Annotated in this window: 16 protein-coding genes; 9 read left to right on the top strand and 7 right to left on the bottom strand. The window is 65.3% G+C overall.

Going from position 1 to position 15,594, the window contains the following annotated elements; translation table 11 throughout:
* Positions 1 to 5: 5 nt before the first annotated feature.
* The 3 genes from QGV54_RS15135 to QGV54_RS15125 form a co-directional block, all read right to left on the bottom strand.
* Complete coding sequence (locus QGV54_RS15135; RefSeq protein WP_281016004.1) at positions 6 to 947, bottom strand: transporter substrate-binding domain-containing protein; 942 nt, start codon at positions 945 to 947, stop codon at positions 6 to 8.
* Positions 947 to 1,279, bottom strand: a complete 333-nt coding sequence (locus tag QGV54_RS15130) for a cytochrome c (RefSeq protein ID WP_281016005.1) — start codon at positions 1,277 to 1,279, stop codon at positions 947 to 949. Before QGV54_RS15130 ends, QGV54_RS15135 begins: the two co-directional genes overlap by 1 nt.
* A 97-nt stretch (positions 1,280 to 1,376) precedes the next feature.
* A complete protein-coding gene (locus tag QGV54_RS15125) occupies positions 1,377 to 3,080 on the bottom strand; it encodes a PQQ-dependent dehydrogenase, methanol/ethanol family (protein ID WP_281016006.1) in 1,704 nt (567 codons plus the stop codon).
* 140 nt (positions 3,081 to 3,220) lie between these two features.
* Here QGV54_RS15125 and QGV54_RS15120 point away from each other — a divergent pair, with 140 nt between their 5' ends.
* A complete protein-coding gene (locus tag QGV54_RS15120; RefSeq protein WP_281016007.1) occupies positions 3,221 to 3,958 on the top strand; it encodes a DUF1194 domain-containing protein in 738 nt (245 codons plus the stop codon).
* Between the two features lie 132 nt (positions 3,959 to 4,090).
* Here QGV54_RS15120 and QGV54_RS15115 read toward each other — a convergent pair whose 3' ends face one another.
* A complete protein-coding gene (locus QGV54_RS15115; RefSeq protein ID WP_348637688.1) occupies positions 4,091 to 4,381 on the bottom strand; it encodes a helix-turn-helix domain-containing protein in 291 nt (96 codons plus the stop codon).
* 123 nt (positions 4,382 to 4,504) lie between these two features.
* Here QGV54_RS15115 and QGV54_RS15110 point away from each other — a divergent pair, with 123 nt between their 5' ends.
* A complete protein-coding gene (locus QGV54_RS15110; protein WP_281016009.1) occupies positions 4,505 to 5,056 on the top strand; it encodes a carboxymuconolactone decarboxylase family protein in 552 nt (183 codons plus the stop codon).
* Here QGV54_RS15110 and QGV54_RS15105 read toward each other — a convergent pair whose 3' ends face one another.
* The gene (locus QGV54_RS15105) at positions 5,057 to 6,718 is read right to left on the bottom strand and encodes an electron transfer flavoprotein-ubiquinone oxidoreductase (protein ID WP_281016010.1); all 1,662 of its coding nucleotides are present in this window, start codon (positions 6,716 to 6,718) and stop codon (positions 5,057 to 5,059) included. It abuts the gene before it with no gap.
* A 157-nt stretch (positions 6,719 to 6,875) separates the two neighbouring features.
* Here QGV54_RS15105 and QGV54_RS15100 point away from each other — a divergent pair, with 157 nt between their 5' ends.
* A complete protein-coding gene (locus QGV54_RS15100) occupies positions 6,876 to 7,769 on the top strand; it encodes a uracil-DNA glycosylase (protein WP_281016011.1) in 894 nt (297 codons plus the stop codon).
* Positions 7,770 to 7,788: 19 nt separating this feature from the next.
* Here QGV54_RS15100 and QGV54_RS15095 read toward each other — a convergent pair whose 3' ends face one another.
* Positions 7,789 to 8,265, bottom strand: a complete 477-nt coding sequence (locus tag QGV54_RS15095; protein ID WP_281016012.1) for an N-acetyltransferase — start codon at positions 8,263 to 8,265, stop codon at positions 7,789 to 7,791.
* Between the two features lie 339 nt (positions 8,266 to 8,604).
* On the opposite strand from QGV54_RS15095, the gene QGV54_RS15090 reads away from it, so the two are divergent.
* Entirely contained in the window at positions 8,605 to 9,675 is a 1,071-nt protein-coding gene (locus QGV54_RS15090) for an LLM class flavin-dependent oxidoreductase (protein WP_281019975.1), read from the top strand.
* A gap of 144 nt (positions 9,676 to 9,819) precedes the next feature.
* Positions 9,820 to 10,983, top strand: a complete 1,164-nt coding sequence (locus QGV54_RS15085; protein ID WP_281016014.1) for an HlyD family secretion protein — start codon at positions 9,820 to 9,822, stop codon at positions 10,981 to 10,983.
* 135 nt (positions 10,984 to 11,118) lie between these two features.
* Here the strand turns inward: QGV54_RS15085 and QGV54_RS15080 are convergent, their stop codons facing one another.
* A complete protein-coding gene (locus QGV54_RS15080) occupies positions 11,119 to 11,985 on the bottom strand; it encodes a CmcJ/NvfI family oxidoreductase (protein ID WP_281016015.1) in 867 nt (288 codons plus the stop codon).
* A gap of 126 nt (positions 11,986 to 12,111) precedes the next feature.
* Here QGV54_RS15080 and pyrF point away from each other — a divergent pair, with 126 nt between their 5' ends.
* From pyrF to trpA, 4 genes are read left to right on the top strand one after another with little or no spacing between them, the layout of a single operon-like run.
* Positions 12,112 to 12,834 carry an orotidine-5'-phosphate decarboxylase gene (pyrF, locus tag QGV54_RS15075; protein WP_281019974.1) on the top strand — a complete coding sequence of 241 codons (723 nt, stop codon included), beginning with the start codon at positions 12,112 to 12,114 and terminating at the stop codon, positions 12,832 to 12,834.
* Complete coding sequence (locus QGV54_RS15070; protein WP_281016017.1) at positions 12,834 to 13,490, top strand: phosphoribosylanthranilate isomerase; 657 nt, start codon at positions 12,834 to 12,836, stop codon at positions 13,488 to 13,490. Before pyrF ends, QGV54_RS15070 begins: the two co-directional genes overlap by 1 nt.
* Before the next feature lie 46 nt (positions 13,491 to 13,536).
* On the top strand, positions 13,537 to 14,757 hold the full coding sequence (trpB, locus tag QGV54_RS15065) for a tryptophan synthase subunit beta (protein WP_281016018.1): 1,221 nt from the start codon (positions 13,537 to 13,539) through the stop codon (positions 14,755 to 14,757).
* Positions 14,754 to 15,563, top strand: a complete 810-nt coding sequence (gene trpA, locus QGV54_RS15060; RefSeq protein ID WP_281016019.1) for a tryptophan synthase subunit alpha — start codon at positions 14,754 to 14,756, stop codon at positions 15,561 to 15,563. Before trpB ends, trpA begins: the two co-directional genes overlap by 4 nt.
* Positions 15,564 to 15,594 lie beyond the last annotated feature (31 nt).

Genomic DNA, 15,594 nt, shown 5'->3' with positions numbered 1-15,594 from the left:
ATGGATTATCCTGCGTTGAGCATTCCGGGAGTCAGACGCTGCAATATCCACGGCGGCGCCGGGGGAATGCGCGTCATCTGCCAGCGTTCCGCCAGCGCGTCCAGCGTACCATCCGCCTTCATCGCGTCCAGAATCACATTCACCTGTTCGCGCAGGGCAGCATGGCGCTCCAGCACCGCCAGCCCCATGTTGACGCCGAACGGATGTACGTAACCGCTCCAGTGCAGGGGCGTGTCCGGATTGCGCCGCCTGAAGTTGTCGAACTTGTGCAACTCGATCAGCACGGCGTCGAACTCGCCCGCCGCCGCGCGCGTCAGCAGCTCCTTGGTTTCCGAGATATTGGAAATGTCATCCACAAGCAGGCCGCCCGCGTTGCGGAACAGCAGGGCACTGGCCATCGTGCCGACCTCCGCGCCCAGACGCAGGCCCTTCAGGTCGGCCAGGCGGTGGACAGGGCGGCCCTCTGCGGCCGGGCCGACAATGACGCCATAGCCCGCGCGGTAGTATGGCTGCGTCGCGCTGAGCACGCCGAGCTTCACCAGCCGGCCGCGTTCGGAGCGTTTCATGCCTTCATATTCCGGGACCGCACCCTTGTCGGTCTCCGGCTTGCCGAGGGTGGAGCCGAGCAGGGGGTAGCCCGCGATCAGGTCACAGAACCCGTCGCTGAGCAGGGCATTGGCCTCCCACACCGGCACCGCTTCCTCGTCATTCTCCGACTCGAACCACTGGACCTTCAGGGGCCGACCCATGCGCTTCGCGATCTCCTCCGCCACACCATGGTCGAAGCCGCCCTTGCGGGGACCGAAGCTGAATGACAGCGGTGGCGAGTCCTCCTCCAGGCAGATCTTGAGGGGCGCAGGCTGGGCCTGTAGGCCGGAGGCCAGCGGCAGGGCCGTCGCGGCAACCGCGGCCAGTCCGGCAAGAAGCTCGCGAACGGGCAGGCGCATCACATCTTGCCCCTGGTCTTGGTGTAGGCCCAGAGGTGATCGATTTCCTCCGCCGACAGGACATCGCCCCAGGCCGGCATTTCGTTGCGTCCCTTCTTGCCATCCTTCACCGACTTGATGAAGCGCGCCCGGTCACCGAGCGGAAACTTGCGCAGGTCAAAGGCGCGGGCACCGGAATTGACCATGTTGGGGCCGTGGCAGATGACGCAGTAGGTATTGTAGAGTTCCTTGCCGGTCTCCGCCGAGCCGGCAGCCTGTGCCGACAGCGAGAATACCGTGGTCGCGAGCATCGTTGCGCCGATGCCGGTCAGTCTGATCCATCGAGCACGCATTGTCCGATTTCTCCAGTAGGTTCGTTCTTGGAAGGCAGAGAAGCAGAAGGGGCCGCCCGGTGTGCAGGCGACCCCTTCAGGCATCCACAGGGGACGCTTACTTCAGCAGCGCGAAGGTCCAGAAGGATCCGCCCGGCTGTACCTTGGTCAGTTTCTCCACGACTTCCGGAGCATTCACACCACCCAGCAGCGGGAAGTAGTTCCGGTAGGCACCGCCGATACCTGACGCGACCGTGATGTACTGCACGCCATCGATCGTGTAGGTCACCGGCTGACCAATGATCCCGGAGCCGGTCTGGAACTGCCAGAGCTTGTCACCGGTGTTGGCGTCGAAGGCCATGAACTCGCCGGTCTGCGCGCCCGTGAATACGAGGTCACCGCCGGTTGCCATGGTGCCGCTCCAGTTGGCGACGTCGAAGCCGACTTCCCACTTGGCCTTGCCCGTCAGCGGGTCAATGCCCCGCAGGTAGGAATGCTTCTCGCCCTCCTTGACGTAGAACAGTGCCTTGGAGAGGTCGATGCCGACATAGAACGTGGCCTTCACCAGCTTCGGCTCGACGGGCTTGTAGCCCATGCCGATTTCCAGCGTGTTGGAATAGACCAGACCGGTCTTCGGGCTGTAGGACGCCGGGAACCAGTTCTTGCCACCGAAAGCGCCCGGCCAGACGACGATTTCCTCGCCCGCCCGCATCTTCTTGGTGATCTCCGAGTCGATCGGGCGACCTGTCTTCATGTCGATCCCGTCGGCCCAGTTCAGATGCTTGACGTACTGGTTGGCCCGCAGCAGTTCGCCATTGGTGCGATCCAGAACGTAGATGAAGCCGTTGCGCCCGACGTGGATCATGACCTTCCGGTTCTGGCCGTCGATCATCATGTCGGTGAGGATGTTCTCGCCCACTTCGTCGTAGTCGTACGGATCATTCGGCGAGTACTGGTAATGCCAGACGATCTCACCGGTCTCCGGGCGCATGGCCAGGGTGGAGGTGATGTAGAGGTTGTCGCCCTTGCGGAACTCGGCGTTCCAGGGACCGCCATTGCCCGTGCCCCAGTAGACCAGGTTCAACTCCGGATCGTAGGAACCGGTGATCCAGGTCGGAGCGCCACCGTGCTTCCAGGTGTCACCCGGCCAGGTCTCGTTGCCTTCCTCGCCCGGCCCGGGAATCACGTACTTGCGCCACAGGTGGCGACCGGTTGCCGGATCCCAGCCGTCAATGAAGCCACGGGTGCCGTATTCGCCACCGGACACGCCGGTGATCACGGCAGCCGGGGTCACCAGCGGTGCCAGCGTCATGGAGTAGCCGTCATCGATGGAGGCAGCAGCGGAGCGCCACAGTTCCTCACCGGTCTCCATGCTGATCGCGATGACATTGCCGTCCAGCGTCACGCGGAACAGGCGGCCTTCCAGCACGGCGGCACCGCGATTGACGATGCCGCAGCAGACGATGCGCGGCGTCTCCGGCGGATATTCGATCTTGTTGACCCAGAGGTTCTTGCCGGTCTTCACATCGATGGCGTGGGTCGCATCGTGGGTGGTGACGTACATGACACCATTGTGGACGATCGGCTGTGCCTCCTGACCACGGTTGTCACCCAGGCTGTAGTTCCAGACCGGAACCAGGCGCCCGACGTTCTTCGCATTGATCTGTTCCAGCGGGCTGTAGCGGGTCTGGTCCCAGCCCATGCCGAGCGTCAGCACATCGTCTGGCGTCGCTGCATCATTCTTGAGATCTTCAATGGTCTGCGCACCGGCGATCACCGGCATGCCAGCGATTACCGCCGCACAGAGTACGCGTTTCAACATGGTCATCTCCTCCCAGGCGGCGATTCTTTTTGCGTTGCATGCCGCTCTTTGAATGCATGAAGTCTCCAACAGTGATGAAACATTTGCAACAATGTCGGTGACGTTGGGGGGAGGATTGATGCGTGACTTGGCGACTTTCGATGATTTTCTGTCTTCTGATGCTGTCGTTCGCCGGACCCGCATCGGCGCAGGCGCGGCAGCAGGTCGATCTGGAACTGCTGCTGGCTCTGGATGTCTCCCACAGCGTGACGGTGGAGGAGCATGAATCGCAGATCTACGGGCTGGCGGCGGCCTTCCGGAATGCGCGTCTGATCTCCGCCATCCGCAACCTGCCGACCGGGCGGGCCGCTGTGGCGGTCATGTTCTGGGCCGGGCCGGAGAACCAGATCATGGCCGTGCCCTGGACCCTGATCACGGATGAGGCCAGCGCGCATGCCTTTGCCGACAGCGTCGCGGCGGAGACGGAACCGCCGTGGGAAGGGTTGAGTTTCACGGCCATCGGCACGGCGCTGCTGCGGGGGGCTGACGAGATCGACAGCAATCGCTTCGAGGGGCGCAGGCGCATCATCGACCTGTCGGGCGACGACCCGTCCAATCAGGGCGTGAAGTCGGCGGAGGCGCGGGACCTCGTGGTGCTCCGCGGTATCGTGATCAATGGCCTTCCGATCCTGCAGGACCGGAAGGAGCACGAGGACCGCGAGGAACTGGTGCGCTATTTCGAGACCGACGTGGCAGGCGGCAACGGAGCCTTCGTCCTGCCGACGCTGGATTTCAACGACTTTCCGCGGGCGATGCTGGCGAAACTGATCACGGAAGTTTCCGGCCTGACACCGCCCGCGCTGCCCCGTCGCCGGCTTGCCAGCACGGCAGCGGACTGACGGGATCCCGCCGCATCAGCGTTGATCGGATGGCAGGTTTCGGGTCTTCCAGCGCCGGAAGAATGTTTCCCCCTTCCGCCCGGCAGGCCCATTTCGGCGATGGATATCGCCAGGGCTGAACAGGCTGCGGCTTCAGGACTGCTGTGGGCGCTCCGGGGCGCTGCGTTCGGCCCAGGCATTGGCCCAGCGGTCGAGATCTGCGAGCTGCTTGCCCAGGTCATCGCCGTCAGCGGTCCGCAGGTAGCCATCAGGCCCCAGGTCCACCAGCCCAAGCTGGCGCAGCGCCTTCAGGCGTGTGTTCAGAACGGTCGGTGATGCCCCGTCACAGGCGTCCCGCAGCGCCCGGAACGTCAATGGACCCTGTCGCAGTTCCCACAGGATCCGCAGGCTCCACCGCTGTCCCAGAATGTCGAACAGCACCATGATCGGGCGACCGGTGGTCGATCCCCGCACGGGTCCAAGGCTCAAGACACCCTCCTTGACGCTACATAATTTGTAGCTACATTGCTCCTACACATTCTGTAGCAAGCCTGGAGTGCCAATGCCATGACCAACATTCTTGCCCCTGTGGAGCCGCCCTTCGAGGCCGAGACCGCTGCGCTGCTGGAAGGCTATCCGCGTGTGCAGGGGCATCTGCTCAGCCTGTTCCGGACCTTCGCCAACAGCGCGCGTTTCCTGCGCAAGGGGGTGCCGAACCTGCTGGACCGGGAAAGCCCGCTGCCCCTGCGGGAAAGGGAGATCGTCATCCTGCGCACCACGGCGCACTGGCGCTGCGAATACGAATGGGGGGTGCATGTCGCCGTCTTTGCGGAGGCCGTCGGTCTCACGCCGGAGCAGATTGCGGCAACGGTGCACGCAAATCCGCAGGCCGCGTGCTGGACCGGGCGGGAGCGCACCTTGCTGACCGTGACCGACAGCCTCGCGGCGACCGGCAACCTGACCGATCCGGTGCTGCAGTCCTTCCGGGACGGCTGGACGGTCGCGCAGCAGCTGGAGGTCATCGCGCTCTGCGGCGCCTATCACACCGTCAGCCAGGTCGCGAATGTCGCGCGGCTGTCGCCCGAGGGCTTTGCCGCGCGCTTTCCCGATGCTGCCTGATCACATGTTGGGGTAATTCGGGCCGCCGCCGCCTTCCGGTGTGACCCAGTTGATGTTCTGCGTCACGTCCTTGATATCGCACGTCTTGCAGTGGACGCAGTTCTGGGCGTTGATCTGCAGCCGCGGGTTCGACCCGTCGTCGTCACGCATGATCTCGTAGACGCCAGCAGGGCAGAACCGCTGCTCCGGCGCATCGTAGTAGGCAAGATTGTGCTGCACCGGAACGGTGTCGTCCTTCAGCGTCAGGTGGATCGGCTGGTCTTCCTCGTGGTTCGTGCTGGACAGGAACACCGAAGACAGCTTGTCGAAGGAAACCTCGCCATCCGGTTTCGGATAGTCGATGGGCCTGGCCTGATCCTTCTTGACCAGGGCCTCATGGTCCTTGTGGCCATGCTTGAACGTCCAGGGGACATTGCCCCGGAACAGCATCTGCTCGATGCCCGTATACAGCGTGCCACCGATCAGGCCCCACTTGGCGAAGGCCGGGCGCACGTTGCGGGCCTGATGCAGTTCCTTGTGGACCCAGCTGTTCTCGTAGGCTTCGGGATAGGCGCTCAGCACCTTCTCGGCCTCGCCCTCCTCACCGGCGGCCATCAGCGCGTCATAGGCAGCGTCGGCGGCCATCATGCCGGTCTTGATCGCATTGTGGCTGCCCTTGATCTTCGGCACGTTCATGAAGCCTGCGGCACAGCCGATCAGCGCGCCGCCCGGGAATGCCAGATCCGGCACACACTGCAGCCCGCCTTCGTTCAGCGCCCGCGCGCCGTAGGAAATGCGCTTTCCGCCCTCGAAGAACGGGCGGATGTCGGGGTGATTCTTGTAGCGCTGGAACTCGTCGAACGGCGACAGGTAGGGGTTCTTGTAGTCCAGTCCGATGACGTAGCCGACGGCCACCTGATTGTCTTCCAGGTGATAGAGGAACGAGCCGCCATAGGTGCCCCGGTCCAGTGGCCAGCCCGCCGTATGGACCACCAGGCCTTCCTGATGCATTTCCGGGCGAATCTCCCAGAGTTCCTTGATGCCGATGCCATAGGTCTGCGGCTCGCAGCTTTCCTGCAGGTTGAACCGCTCCATCAGTGTCTTGGTCAGGGAACCGCGGCAGCCCTCGGCGAAGAAGGTGTACTTGGCATGCAGTTCGATGCCCGGCGTATAGCTGTCCTTCTGCTCCCCGGTGCGGGAAATGCCCATGTCACCCGTGGCGACACCCTTCACGGAGCCATCCTCGTGGTACAGCACCTCGGCGGCGGCGAAGCCCGGGTAGATCTCGACGCCGAGCGCCTCCGCCTGCTCTCCCAGCCAGCGGCAGACATTGCCCAGGCTGACGATGTAGTTGCCGTGGTTCTGCATCGGCGGCGGCAGCAGCTTCGCGGGAACGGAGATGTGGCTCGGCTCCGTCAGCATCCAGAACTTCTCGCCCGTCACGGGGACGTTCAGCGGTGCGCCGCGTTCCTTCCAGTCAGGGAACAGTTCGTTCATGGCGCGCGGGTCCATAACCGCGCCGGACAGGATATGGGCACCGATCTCGGACCCCTTCTCCAGCACGCAGACATTCACCTCCGTGCCAGCCTTCTCCGCGAGCTGCTTCAGCCGGATTGCCGACGACAGGCCGGACGGACCACCGCCAACGACCACAACGTCGTACTCCATATACTCGCGTTCCATTGAGAGACTCCCCTTGCACCTGTGCCGGACCCCGCCGACCCCGAACGACCCGTGACCGCGGGCCCTGTTCGCCATACGCCAGCCCGCGCAACACGGATCAGCCTAGCCTTGAACACAACAAATTCAAGCGACGGTCAATCCGGGGTATATTCAATGAATGACCGATACCACAAGTCAGTTCCACGCCGATCTGGCGGCGCTCGCCTTTCTGGTGGACGCCGGGCTGGACGTCGTGATCGGGGCCGAGCCGACGGATCGGCTGAAACCGCCACCCGCGCCTGTTGCCGCGCCTGCTGAACCGGAGCGCGCGCGCACGACCGCAGCGGCCCCCGCTGCCCGTGAGCCGCTGCCGCAGTCCCGACCGGTTGCCGCCCGCCCGGAATCGCCGGAGGTGATATCGGAACGTCAGGCCGCGATCACCGCGCAGCAACTGGCGGCCCAGTGCGCCGACCTGGATGCCCTGCGCGCCGCGCTGGAGGGGTTCCAGGGGCTGGCGATCCGCGAAACGGCAACGCAGCTTGTCTTCGCGGACGGCAATCCCGAGGCTGACATCATGCTGATCGGTGAGGCACCGGGCCGTGACGAGGACCGGTTGGGCCGCCCCTTCGTCGGGGAATCGGGGAAGCTGCTGGACCGGATGCTTGGGGCCATCGGCCTGGACCGGCAATCGGTCTACATCACCAACACAGTGCTCTGGCGTCCGCCCGGCAACCGCAAGCCGACCCCTGCGGAAGTAACCGCGATGCTGCCGTTCCTGGTGCGCCACATCGAACTGGTGGCGCCGAAGGCCCTGCTGATGGTCGGGGGCTCCGCCCTCAGCGCCCTGTTCGACTTCGACGCCCGCATCACGCGGGAGAGGGGACGCTGGCGGGACTATCCGGCGGCGACCGGCCCGATCCCCGCGCTGCCCATGTTCCATCCGGCCTATCTGCTGCGCCAGCCGCAACTGAAACGCCAGGCCTGGCAGGACCTGCTGAGCTTTCGGGAGCGGCTGGATGAACTGGGTGTCGCCCCTGTTGCGGCAGAACCGGTCACGTCAGGCAGCGACTGAGGTCAGGCAACGACTGAGGTCAGGCGAGCACCTTGCCTGCCGTGCAGACTTCACCGGAGGCTGCGGCACCGGCGGGGGTGAGGGGGCGGATCTGTACCCGCTCCGGGTTCTCGTCCGCGATGAACAGGCTCTGGGCGGAAGCCGGATAGAATCCGTACTGCCGGTACAGCGCGGCGTCTCCCACCAGCACCACCAGGTCGATACCGGCCTCTGCCACAAGCTCCATGCTCTGGCTGACCAGTGCCCGCGCCGCGCCCCGTCCCCGCCACGCCGGCAGCACGGCAACGGGACCGAGCAGACGTGCGGTGACACCCTCCACCCGGCAGGGCCAGTACTGGATGCCGCCGATCATGCCCTCGTCCGCGTAGGCTGCCAGGCCGAAACGGTCGCAAGGGGGCACGCCATCGCGAAACCGATAGGCGATCTTGGTCGTCCGGTCGGGACCGAAACAGATGTCGAGGATGGCGGGAAACCGGGACGCACTTTCTGCGTCCATGTGGGAAATCCGGAACATTATGAGGCGACTTCGATCTGGTGGCTGCAATAAGGCGGGCAAGCTGCTGAACCACGCATCAGGTGCCCACCCGATACGTCAGCCGCCGCGTCGTCGCTGTTCCATGAACGTGCTCATGCCATTTTCTTTAGCGTCAGTTTGATCCCGAAGACAGAAAAAACTGCACCCGGCGGAGCGTCTGCCCTGTGCCGCACCGGCTTGCCCTTCGGCATGACTGGCCGCATTGTCGTTCCCGCGAATGCACCTGGGGAAATCCCGGACCAGGCCTTAACGGTTGCTCCGGAAGGGGAGGATCGAGCCATTCCGGTACGAATTGTCGGCATGATCGGCGTGGCACCACAGGCCACGGAGGCGACGGTGCACATCATCACCGGCGGCATTTCGCCGGCGTTCCTCAAGACCTTCGCCCAGGCCCATGAGGCGGCGGGCTATGACCTGGTGCTGGTGGGCTATACCTCCCAGTCTGCCGAAGGGTTCCAGGTCGCGTCCTTCGCGGCGGCACACACCGAACGGCTGGGCTATCTGATCGCGCACCGGCCCGGCTTCATCCAGCCGACGCTGGCGGCGCGCAAGATCGCCACCTTCGACAATCTGCATCAGGGCCAGATCGCCGTGCACATCATTGCCGGCGTCAGTGATGCCGAGCAGCGCATGGACGGCGACTTTCAGCCGAAGGACATCCGCTATCGCCGCGCCGCGGAGTACCTCTCGGTCATGCGGCGAGTCTGGACCGAGCCCGGCCCGTTCGACCACAAGGGCGAGTTCTACGCGTTCGAGGGCGTGCGGAGCGACGTCCAGCCGTTGCAGCAGCCCTATCCGCCGCTGTTCTTCGGCGGATCGTCGGAGGGCGCGCTGGCGATGGGGGCGGAACATTGCGACGTCTTCGCCATCTTCGGCGAGCCGCTGGCGGAGACGGCAGAACGCATTGCGGACTTCCGAAAGCGGGCAGCCGTCTTCGGGCGCACCCCCCAGTTCAACATGTCCATCCGCCCGATACTGGGGGAGACCGAAGCGGAAGCCTGGCAGAAGGCGGATGAGATCCTGGCCCAGGTGAATGCGGAGCTGGGCAGGCACGCAGGCCGTGCCGCGTCTGATGAGTCGGGCCGTCGCATCCTGGAGGCGGCCGCGCGCGGCGATGTGCATGACACGCGACTCTGGACGGCGCTGGCAAAGGCCTATGGCGCACAGGGCAATACCACCTGCCTGGTCGGCACGGCGGAACAGGTCGCGGATGCGATGCTGGAATACTACAGGCTGGGGATCGGCGGTTTCCTGCTGCGCGGGTTCGATCCGCTGGGCGACGTGACGGCCTACGGTCGTGAACTCATACCCCGCATTCGTGCCGGTGCTGCAGAGATCGACGCCGCAGCGGGGGGCACGCCAGACGCCTGACCCGGCGGGTCAGAACAGCGCGTTTCGGGCGGTATGTTGAGTATTGGCTCATGCACTGGCGAAGAGGAGCCATGCAGGAACGATACTGGTGGGTAGTCTGCCGACAAGTTAGGATACGACTCCTTAAATGTTGTGAGGTTTGTTTTGTCCGACACACGCAAGGAACTCTCCACCGCCGACGCACAGGGTCAGGAAGTTGGCGCCGCCAGTGCTGACGGCGGTCTGGCAGTGTCCCAGCCGGCGCGCCCGCGAAAGCGGTTGATGCGCCGTTTCGTGCTGCTTTTCGTCATTCCGGTGCTGGTCATTGCCGGTGTGGGCTTCGGCTACGCACTGGGCGGGCGCTACATCACCACGGAGAATGCCTACGTCAAATCCGCCAAGTTCGCCGTCTCAAGCGATCTGGATGGCCGGGTTTCCGCGGTCCATGTGGTCGAGAACCAGCGCGTCCGTGCCGGTGACGTGCTCGTCGAACTCGACAGCCGCGCGCACGAGATCAGGCTGGCGGAGACGGAGGCCGATCTGGCCCGTGCCCGCAGTCAGGTGGCCGGTCTGAAGTCCGACTACCGTGCCTCGCTGGCGGAACTGGAAGAGACCCGCGCCCGGATCAGCCATCTGGAAAGCCAGACCGAACGCTACCGCAGCCTGTCGAAGCGCGGCATTGCCGCCTCGGCGCAGTATGAGGAAGCCGCCGCTGACCTTTCCGCCGCCAAGCGCCGGGTCGCGACGCAGCAGGAACGGGTGAAGGAAGCACTGATCTCCATTGGCGGCGACATCAACCGCCCCGTGGAGAAGCACCCGCTCTATCTGGCCGCTGCTGCCGCACGTGATCAGGCGCTGCTCTGGCTCGACTATACCCGCATCATCGCGCCCGCGAACGGGATCGTGACCGCGATCCATCTGGAGCCGGGCGAGTTTGTCGAGAAGGGCGAGCCGATCTTCGCCCTGGTCGACGACCGGGAGACCTGGGTCGAGGCCAATCTGAAGGAAACCCAGCTCACCCATGTGCATGAAGGGCTGAAGGCGGAGATCGAGGTCGATGCCTATCCCGGCGTGACCTGGAAGGCGACCGTGCAGGGCATTGCCCCGGCAACCGGTGCCGAATTCTCCATCCTGCCGCCCCAGAATGCGACGGGTAACTGGGTCAAGGTCGTCCAGCGGGTGCCGGTGCGCCTGCGCTTGCTGCCGAACCAGGACCGCCCGCCGCTGCGTGCCGGCATGACCGCCCACATCTCCATCGACACGGGGCGGGAGCGCAAGCTGCTCACCGAAGCCCGTGCCGCGATCGGGATTCCGCGTACCGACCGCTGAATTTCGGAGCACCCTGTTTCCGACCGACCTGACCGGGGACGTGGTCTGAACGCGTCCACCCGGTGCCAGGGATACCGTTGACCCTGCGCCAGCGGTGCCGGGCCTGCCCCGGCACCCTGCTGTCAATTTCCTGCATCAGTCGAAGAACACGAATGCCCGCACCTCGATGCTCTGCCGTGCCGGCGCGTCGGCAGGCGTGTCCGGGTGCGCGAAGGCGGTATGCGGGGTGAAGCGTGCGCGTCCGTCCGTGGCGGAATCATAGCTCTTCAGCAACAGCACCTCGTCCCGTGACATCTCCGGGAAGTAGACCCAGCGGTGGGCCGGATCATGGGCGAACTCGTAGATCTCGCCGACCCGGTCCTCGAACACCAGGTCGGTGGCGATCAGGTGCTCGGGCCGCAGGCTGTCGGCTTCGGCCACGGCGAGGGGGGAGGCCAGCACCGGGCCGGTGATCGACCGCCAGACGTTGATCTCCGCCACACGCCGCGACAGCAGGCCTTCTGCCTCGTCGCCCATCAGGTCGCGTACCCGCGTCGGTCCGGACTTCTCCGTGTAGTCCACGTGGGCACGATGCACCGGCAGGCGGGTCGGATTCGTCTGGTCCGTGCCACCGCCCGTGACGCGCACGGTATGGTCGAAGATCCGGACCCGGCTGGCACCGGTCTCCGCCTTCAGCAATGCCTCGAGCTGCGGGTAGTAGTCGCGTTCCACCTGGACCGGATCATGGAAGTCGATGTCGGTCGCGGGCACGGCGCGAAACGCGAAGCCGGCGCGGTCGAGGTGGAAGTGCTCGGCCTCCGGTCGTCCGTCCCTGATGCTGACGGTCACGGGCCGGTCCGGGTGGGTGCGCCGGGTCTCGGCATTCGTGCCCTGCGGCGGGATGAAGGCCTTGTGGCGCTGTCCGTCGGTCACCGTATAGATGATGTCCGCGCGCACTGCCGGAACCGGTGTCACTTGTTCCGTCTCTGTCGGGCGTGGTGCGTATGCTGTTGCCGTGGCCATGATGTCCTCCGCTGGTTTCGTTGCTGCTTCCTATCTGGCGCGCGCACCTGGGGCCCAAAAGCGAAAATCTCTCCGTCTCGGCACAGTTTTGTTTTGTCGGGCGTTCAGGATGACTATAACGCCCCCATGTCTGATCCAGTCTCCAGCAACCCGATCTTCGTGGCGATCGACACCGACGATGTGGCGGCGGCGCGCGACCTCGCCCTGACGCTCGCCGGGGCAGTGGGCGGTATCAAGCTGGGCAAGCAGTTCTTCACGGCGAACGGCCCCCAGGGGGTCCATGACGTGCTGCCTGAAGCGATCCGGGAACGTCTGCCCCTGTTCATCGATCTGAAGCTGCATGACATTCCCAATACGGTGGCCGGTGCCGTGACCTCGCTGGCGCGCAGCCTGGCGCCCGCCTTCCTGACCCTGCACGCCTCCGGCGGTGCGGCGATGGTCGCTGCGGCGCGAGAGGCAGCGGAAGGCTTTGGTGCGGCCCGCCCGAAACTGCTGGCCGTCACGGTACTGACCAGCATGAGCGACAGCGATCTGGCCGACACGGGCGTGACCGGTGGCGCGGAGGAACAGGTGGTGCGGCTGGGCAGGCTGGCCATTGCCAATGGCGCGGACGGACTGGTCTGCAGCCCGAAGGAGATCGCGCCGCTGCGTGCCGCGCTGGGGGGGGAGCCCTTGCTGGTGACGCCGGGGATCCGACCTGCCGGTGCCGCGCTGGGCGATCAGAAGCGTGTGATGACCCCGGCGGAGGCGATGCGGGCCGGGGCCAGCCGCATGGTGATCGGTCGCCCGATCACCGGCGCCGATGATCCGGCTGCCGCCGCGATGGCCATTCTGGAAGAGATCGGCTGATGGCTGTACGCGCAAAGATCTGTGGCCTGAACGATGCCGTGTCGCTGAGGGCAGCGCTTGCCGGCGGTGCGGATGCCATCGGCCTGGTCTTCTATGCCCCGTCACCCCGTGCGGTCAGCCCGGAACAGGCTGCCGCCCTGCTGGCGGAAGTTGGTTCGGTTGCGGACAGGGTTCAGAAGGTCGGGCTGTTCGTCGATCCCGATGACGCCCTGCTGGACGCCGTGCTGGCCCGGGTGCCGCTGGATCTGGTGCAGTTGCACGGATCGGAAACGCCGGAGCGGGTGGCGGAGATCGGCCGCCGCACCGGCCTGCCGGCCATGAAGGCCTTCAAGATTCGCCATGCGGAGGATTTCGGCGCTGTCGGGGATTACGACAGCGCCGCGTCATGGCTGCTGTTCGACGCCAAGGCGCCGGACGATGCGAAAGATGCCCTGCCGGGTGGCAATGGCATGACGTTCGACTGGCGACTGCTGGCGGGGCGCGACTGGGGCCATCCATGGATGCTCTCCGGCGGGCTCGATGCGACGAACGTGGCGGAGGCGATCCGCATCAGCGGCGCACCCTGGGTGGATGTTTCATCCGGTGTCGAGCGCGCCCCCGGCCACAAGGACCCCGCGCGGATCACGGCCTTCCTGCAGGCCGTCCACGCGGTGTGACAGACCTTCTCCCGGCGGTTGCCGGGTTTCAGAAAGAAGCAATTCCATGACTGTGACCAACAATCCCAACAGCTTTCGCAACGGCCCGGACGGGACCGGCCATTTCGGCGACTACGGCGGGCGCTATGTCGCCGAAACGCTGATGCCGCTGATCCTGGAACTGGACGAGGCCTATGAGGCGGCCAAGGCCGACCCCAGCTTTCAGGAGGAACTGGATTACTACCTGCGTGACTACGTCGGGCGTCCCAGCCCGATGTACTACGCTGAACGGCTGACCGAGCATTTCGGCGGCGCGAAGATCTACTTCAAGCGGGACGAGCTGAACCACACCGGCGCGCACAAGATCAACAACTGCATGGGCCAGATCCTGCTGGCCCGGCGGATGGGCAAGCCGCGCATCATCGCGGAGACCGGCGCGGGCCAGCATGGTGTCGCAACCGCGACCGTCGCCGCCCGCTTCGGCCTGCCCTGCCATGTCTACATGGGGTCGGTGGATGTGGAGCGGCAGTCGCCGAACGTGTTCCGCATGAAGCTGCTGGGGGCGGAGGTCGTCCCCGTCACCTCCGGTTCCTCCACCCTGAAGGACGCGATGAACGAGGCGCTGCGGGACTGGGTGACCAATGTCTCCGACACCTTCTACATCATCGGCACGGTGGCGGGACCGCACCCCTATCCGGCCATGGTGCGTGACTTCCAGTCGGTCATCGGCAATGAGGCAAAGCAGCAGATGATGGAGAAGGAAGGGCGCCTGCCCGACCAGATCGTTGCCTGCATCGGCGGCGGCTCCAACGCCATGGGCCTGTTCCATCCGTTCCTGGACGACCCGGACGTGCAGATCGTCGGTGTCGAGGCCGCAGGCCATGGTGTCGACACGGACAAGCACGCCGCCTCCCTGACGGGCGGGCGCCCCGGCGTACTGCATGGCAACAAGACCTATCTGCTGCAGACCGAGGATGGGCAGATCGAGGAAGCGCATTCGATCTCCGCCGGGCTCGACTATCCCGGCATCGGGCCGGAGCATGCCTGGCTGAAGGATGCCGGGCGGGTCGAGTATGTCTCCGCCACGGATCAGGAGGCGCTGGAGATGTTTCAGCTCTGCTCCAGGCTGGAGGGGATCATCCCCGCGCTGGAACCGGCACATGCGCTGGCGCATGTTGCCCGTGTCGCGCCGACCCTGCCGAAGGATCACATCATCCTGATGAACATGTGCGGTCGCGGGGACAAGGACGTCTTCACCGTTGCCGACGCCCTGGGGGTGAAGCTGTGAGCGCGCGTATCACGCGGCGCTTCGCGGCGCTGAAGGAACAGGGCCGGTCCGGCCTTGTCACCTTCGTCATGGGTGGGGATCCTGACTTCGAGACCTCCGCGCGCATCCTCGAGGCCCTGCCGGGTGCCGGTGCCGACGTGATCGAGATCGGCATGCCCTTCACCGACCCGATGGCGGATGGTCCCGCGATCCAGGTCGCGGGTCTGCGGGCACTGGGCAATGGCCAGACCCTGAAGCGGACGCTGGAACTGGTGACCCGGTTCCGCAAGGCCGATCAGGACACGCCGATCGTGCTGATGGGCTATTTCAACCCGGTGCTGAACCATGGCATCGCCGCCTTCGCGGTGGATGCCGCCGCCGCCGGGGTGGATGGCCTGATCATCGTCGATCTGCCGCCGGAGGAGGATGCCGAACTGCTGTCTGCCGCGGCGGCGCAGGACATCTCGCTGATCCGGCTGGCAACACCCACGACGGATGACAAGCGGCTGCCGACCGTGCTGCAGAACACATCCGGCTTTGTCTATTATGTCTCCGTTGCCGGGATCACCGGCGCGGGCCATATGGATACGGTTGCAGTCGCCGCAGCGGTGGAACGGCTGAAGCGCCATACCGATCTGCCGGTCGCAGTCGGTTTCGGCATCAAGACGCCGGAGCAGGCGGCGGCGGTGGCCCGGGTCGCGGACGCTGCAGTGGTTGGTACGGCCATCGTTGATCAGGTGGGCAAGGCCGGTGATGACCGCGATGCGGCGGTGGCCAATGTGGTGGAACTGGTGACAGCCCTTGCCGATGGTGTACGTTCTGCCTGACGGGTGTCTGTCCTGGACATGGATCTAACGG

Origin of the sequence: Minwuia sp. IMCC3060 (assembly GCF_029909435.1) — a bacterium.
Taxonomy (GTDB): Bacteria; Pseudomonadota; Alphaproteobacteria; order Minwuiales; family Minwuiaceae; genus Minwuia.
The sequence above is the reverse complement of the archived record's forward strand: the minus strand, read 5'-3'. Positions and strand labels throughout refer to the sequence as shown.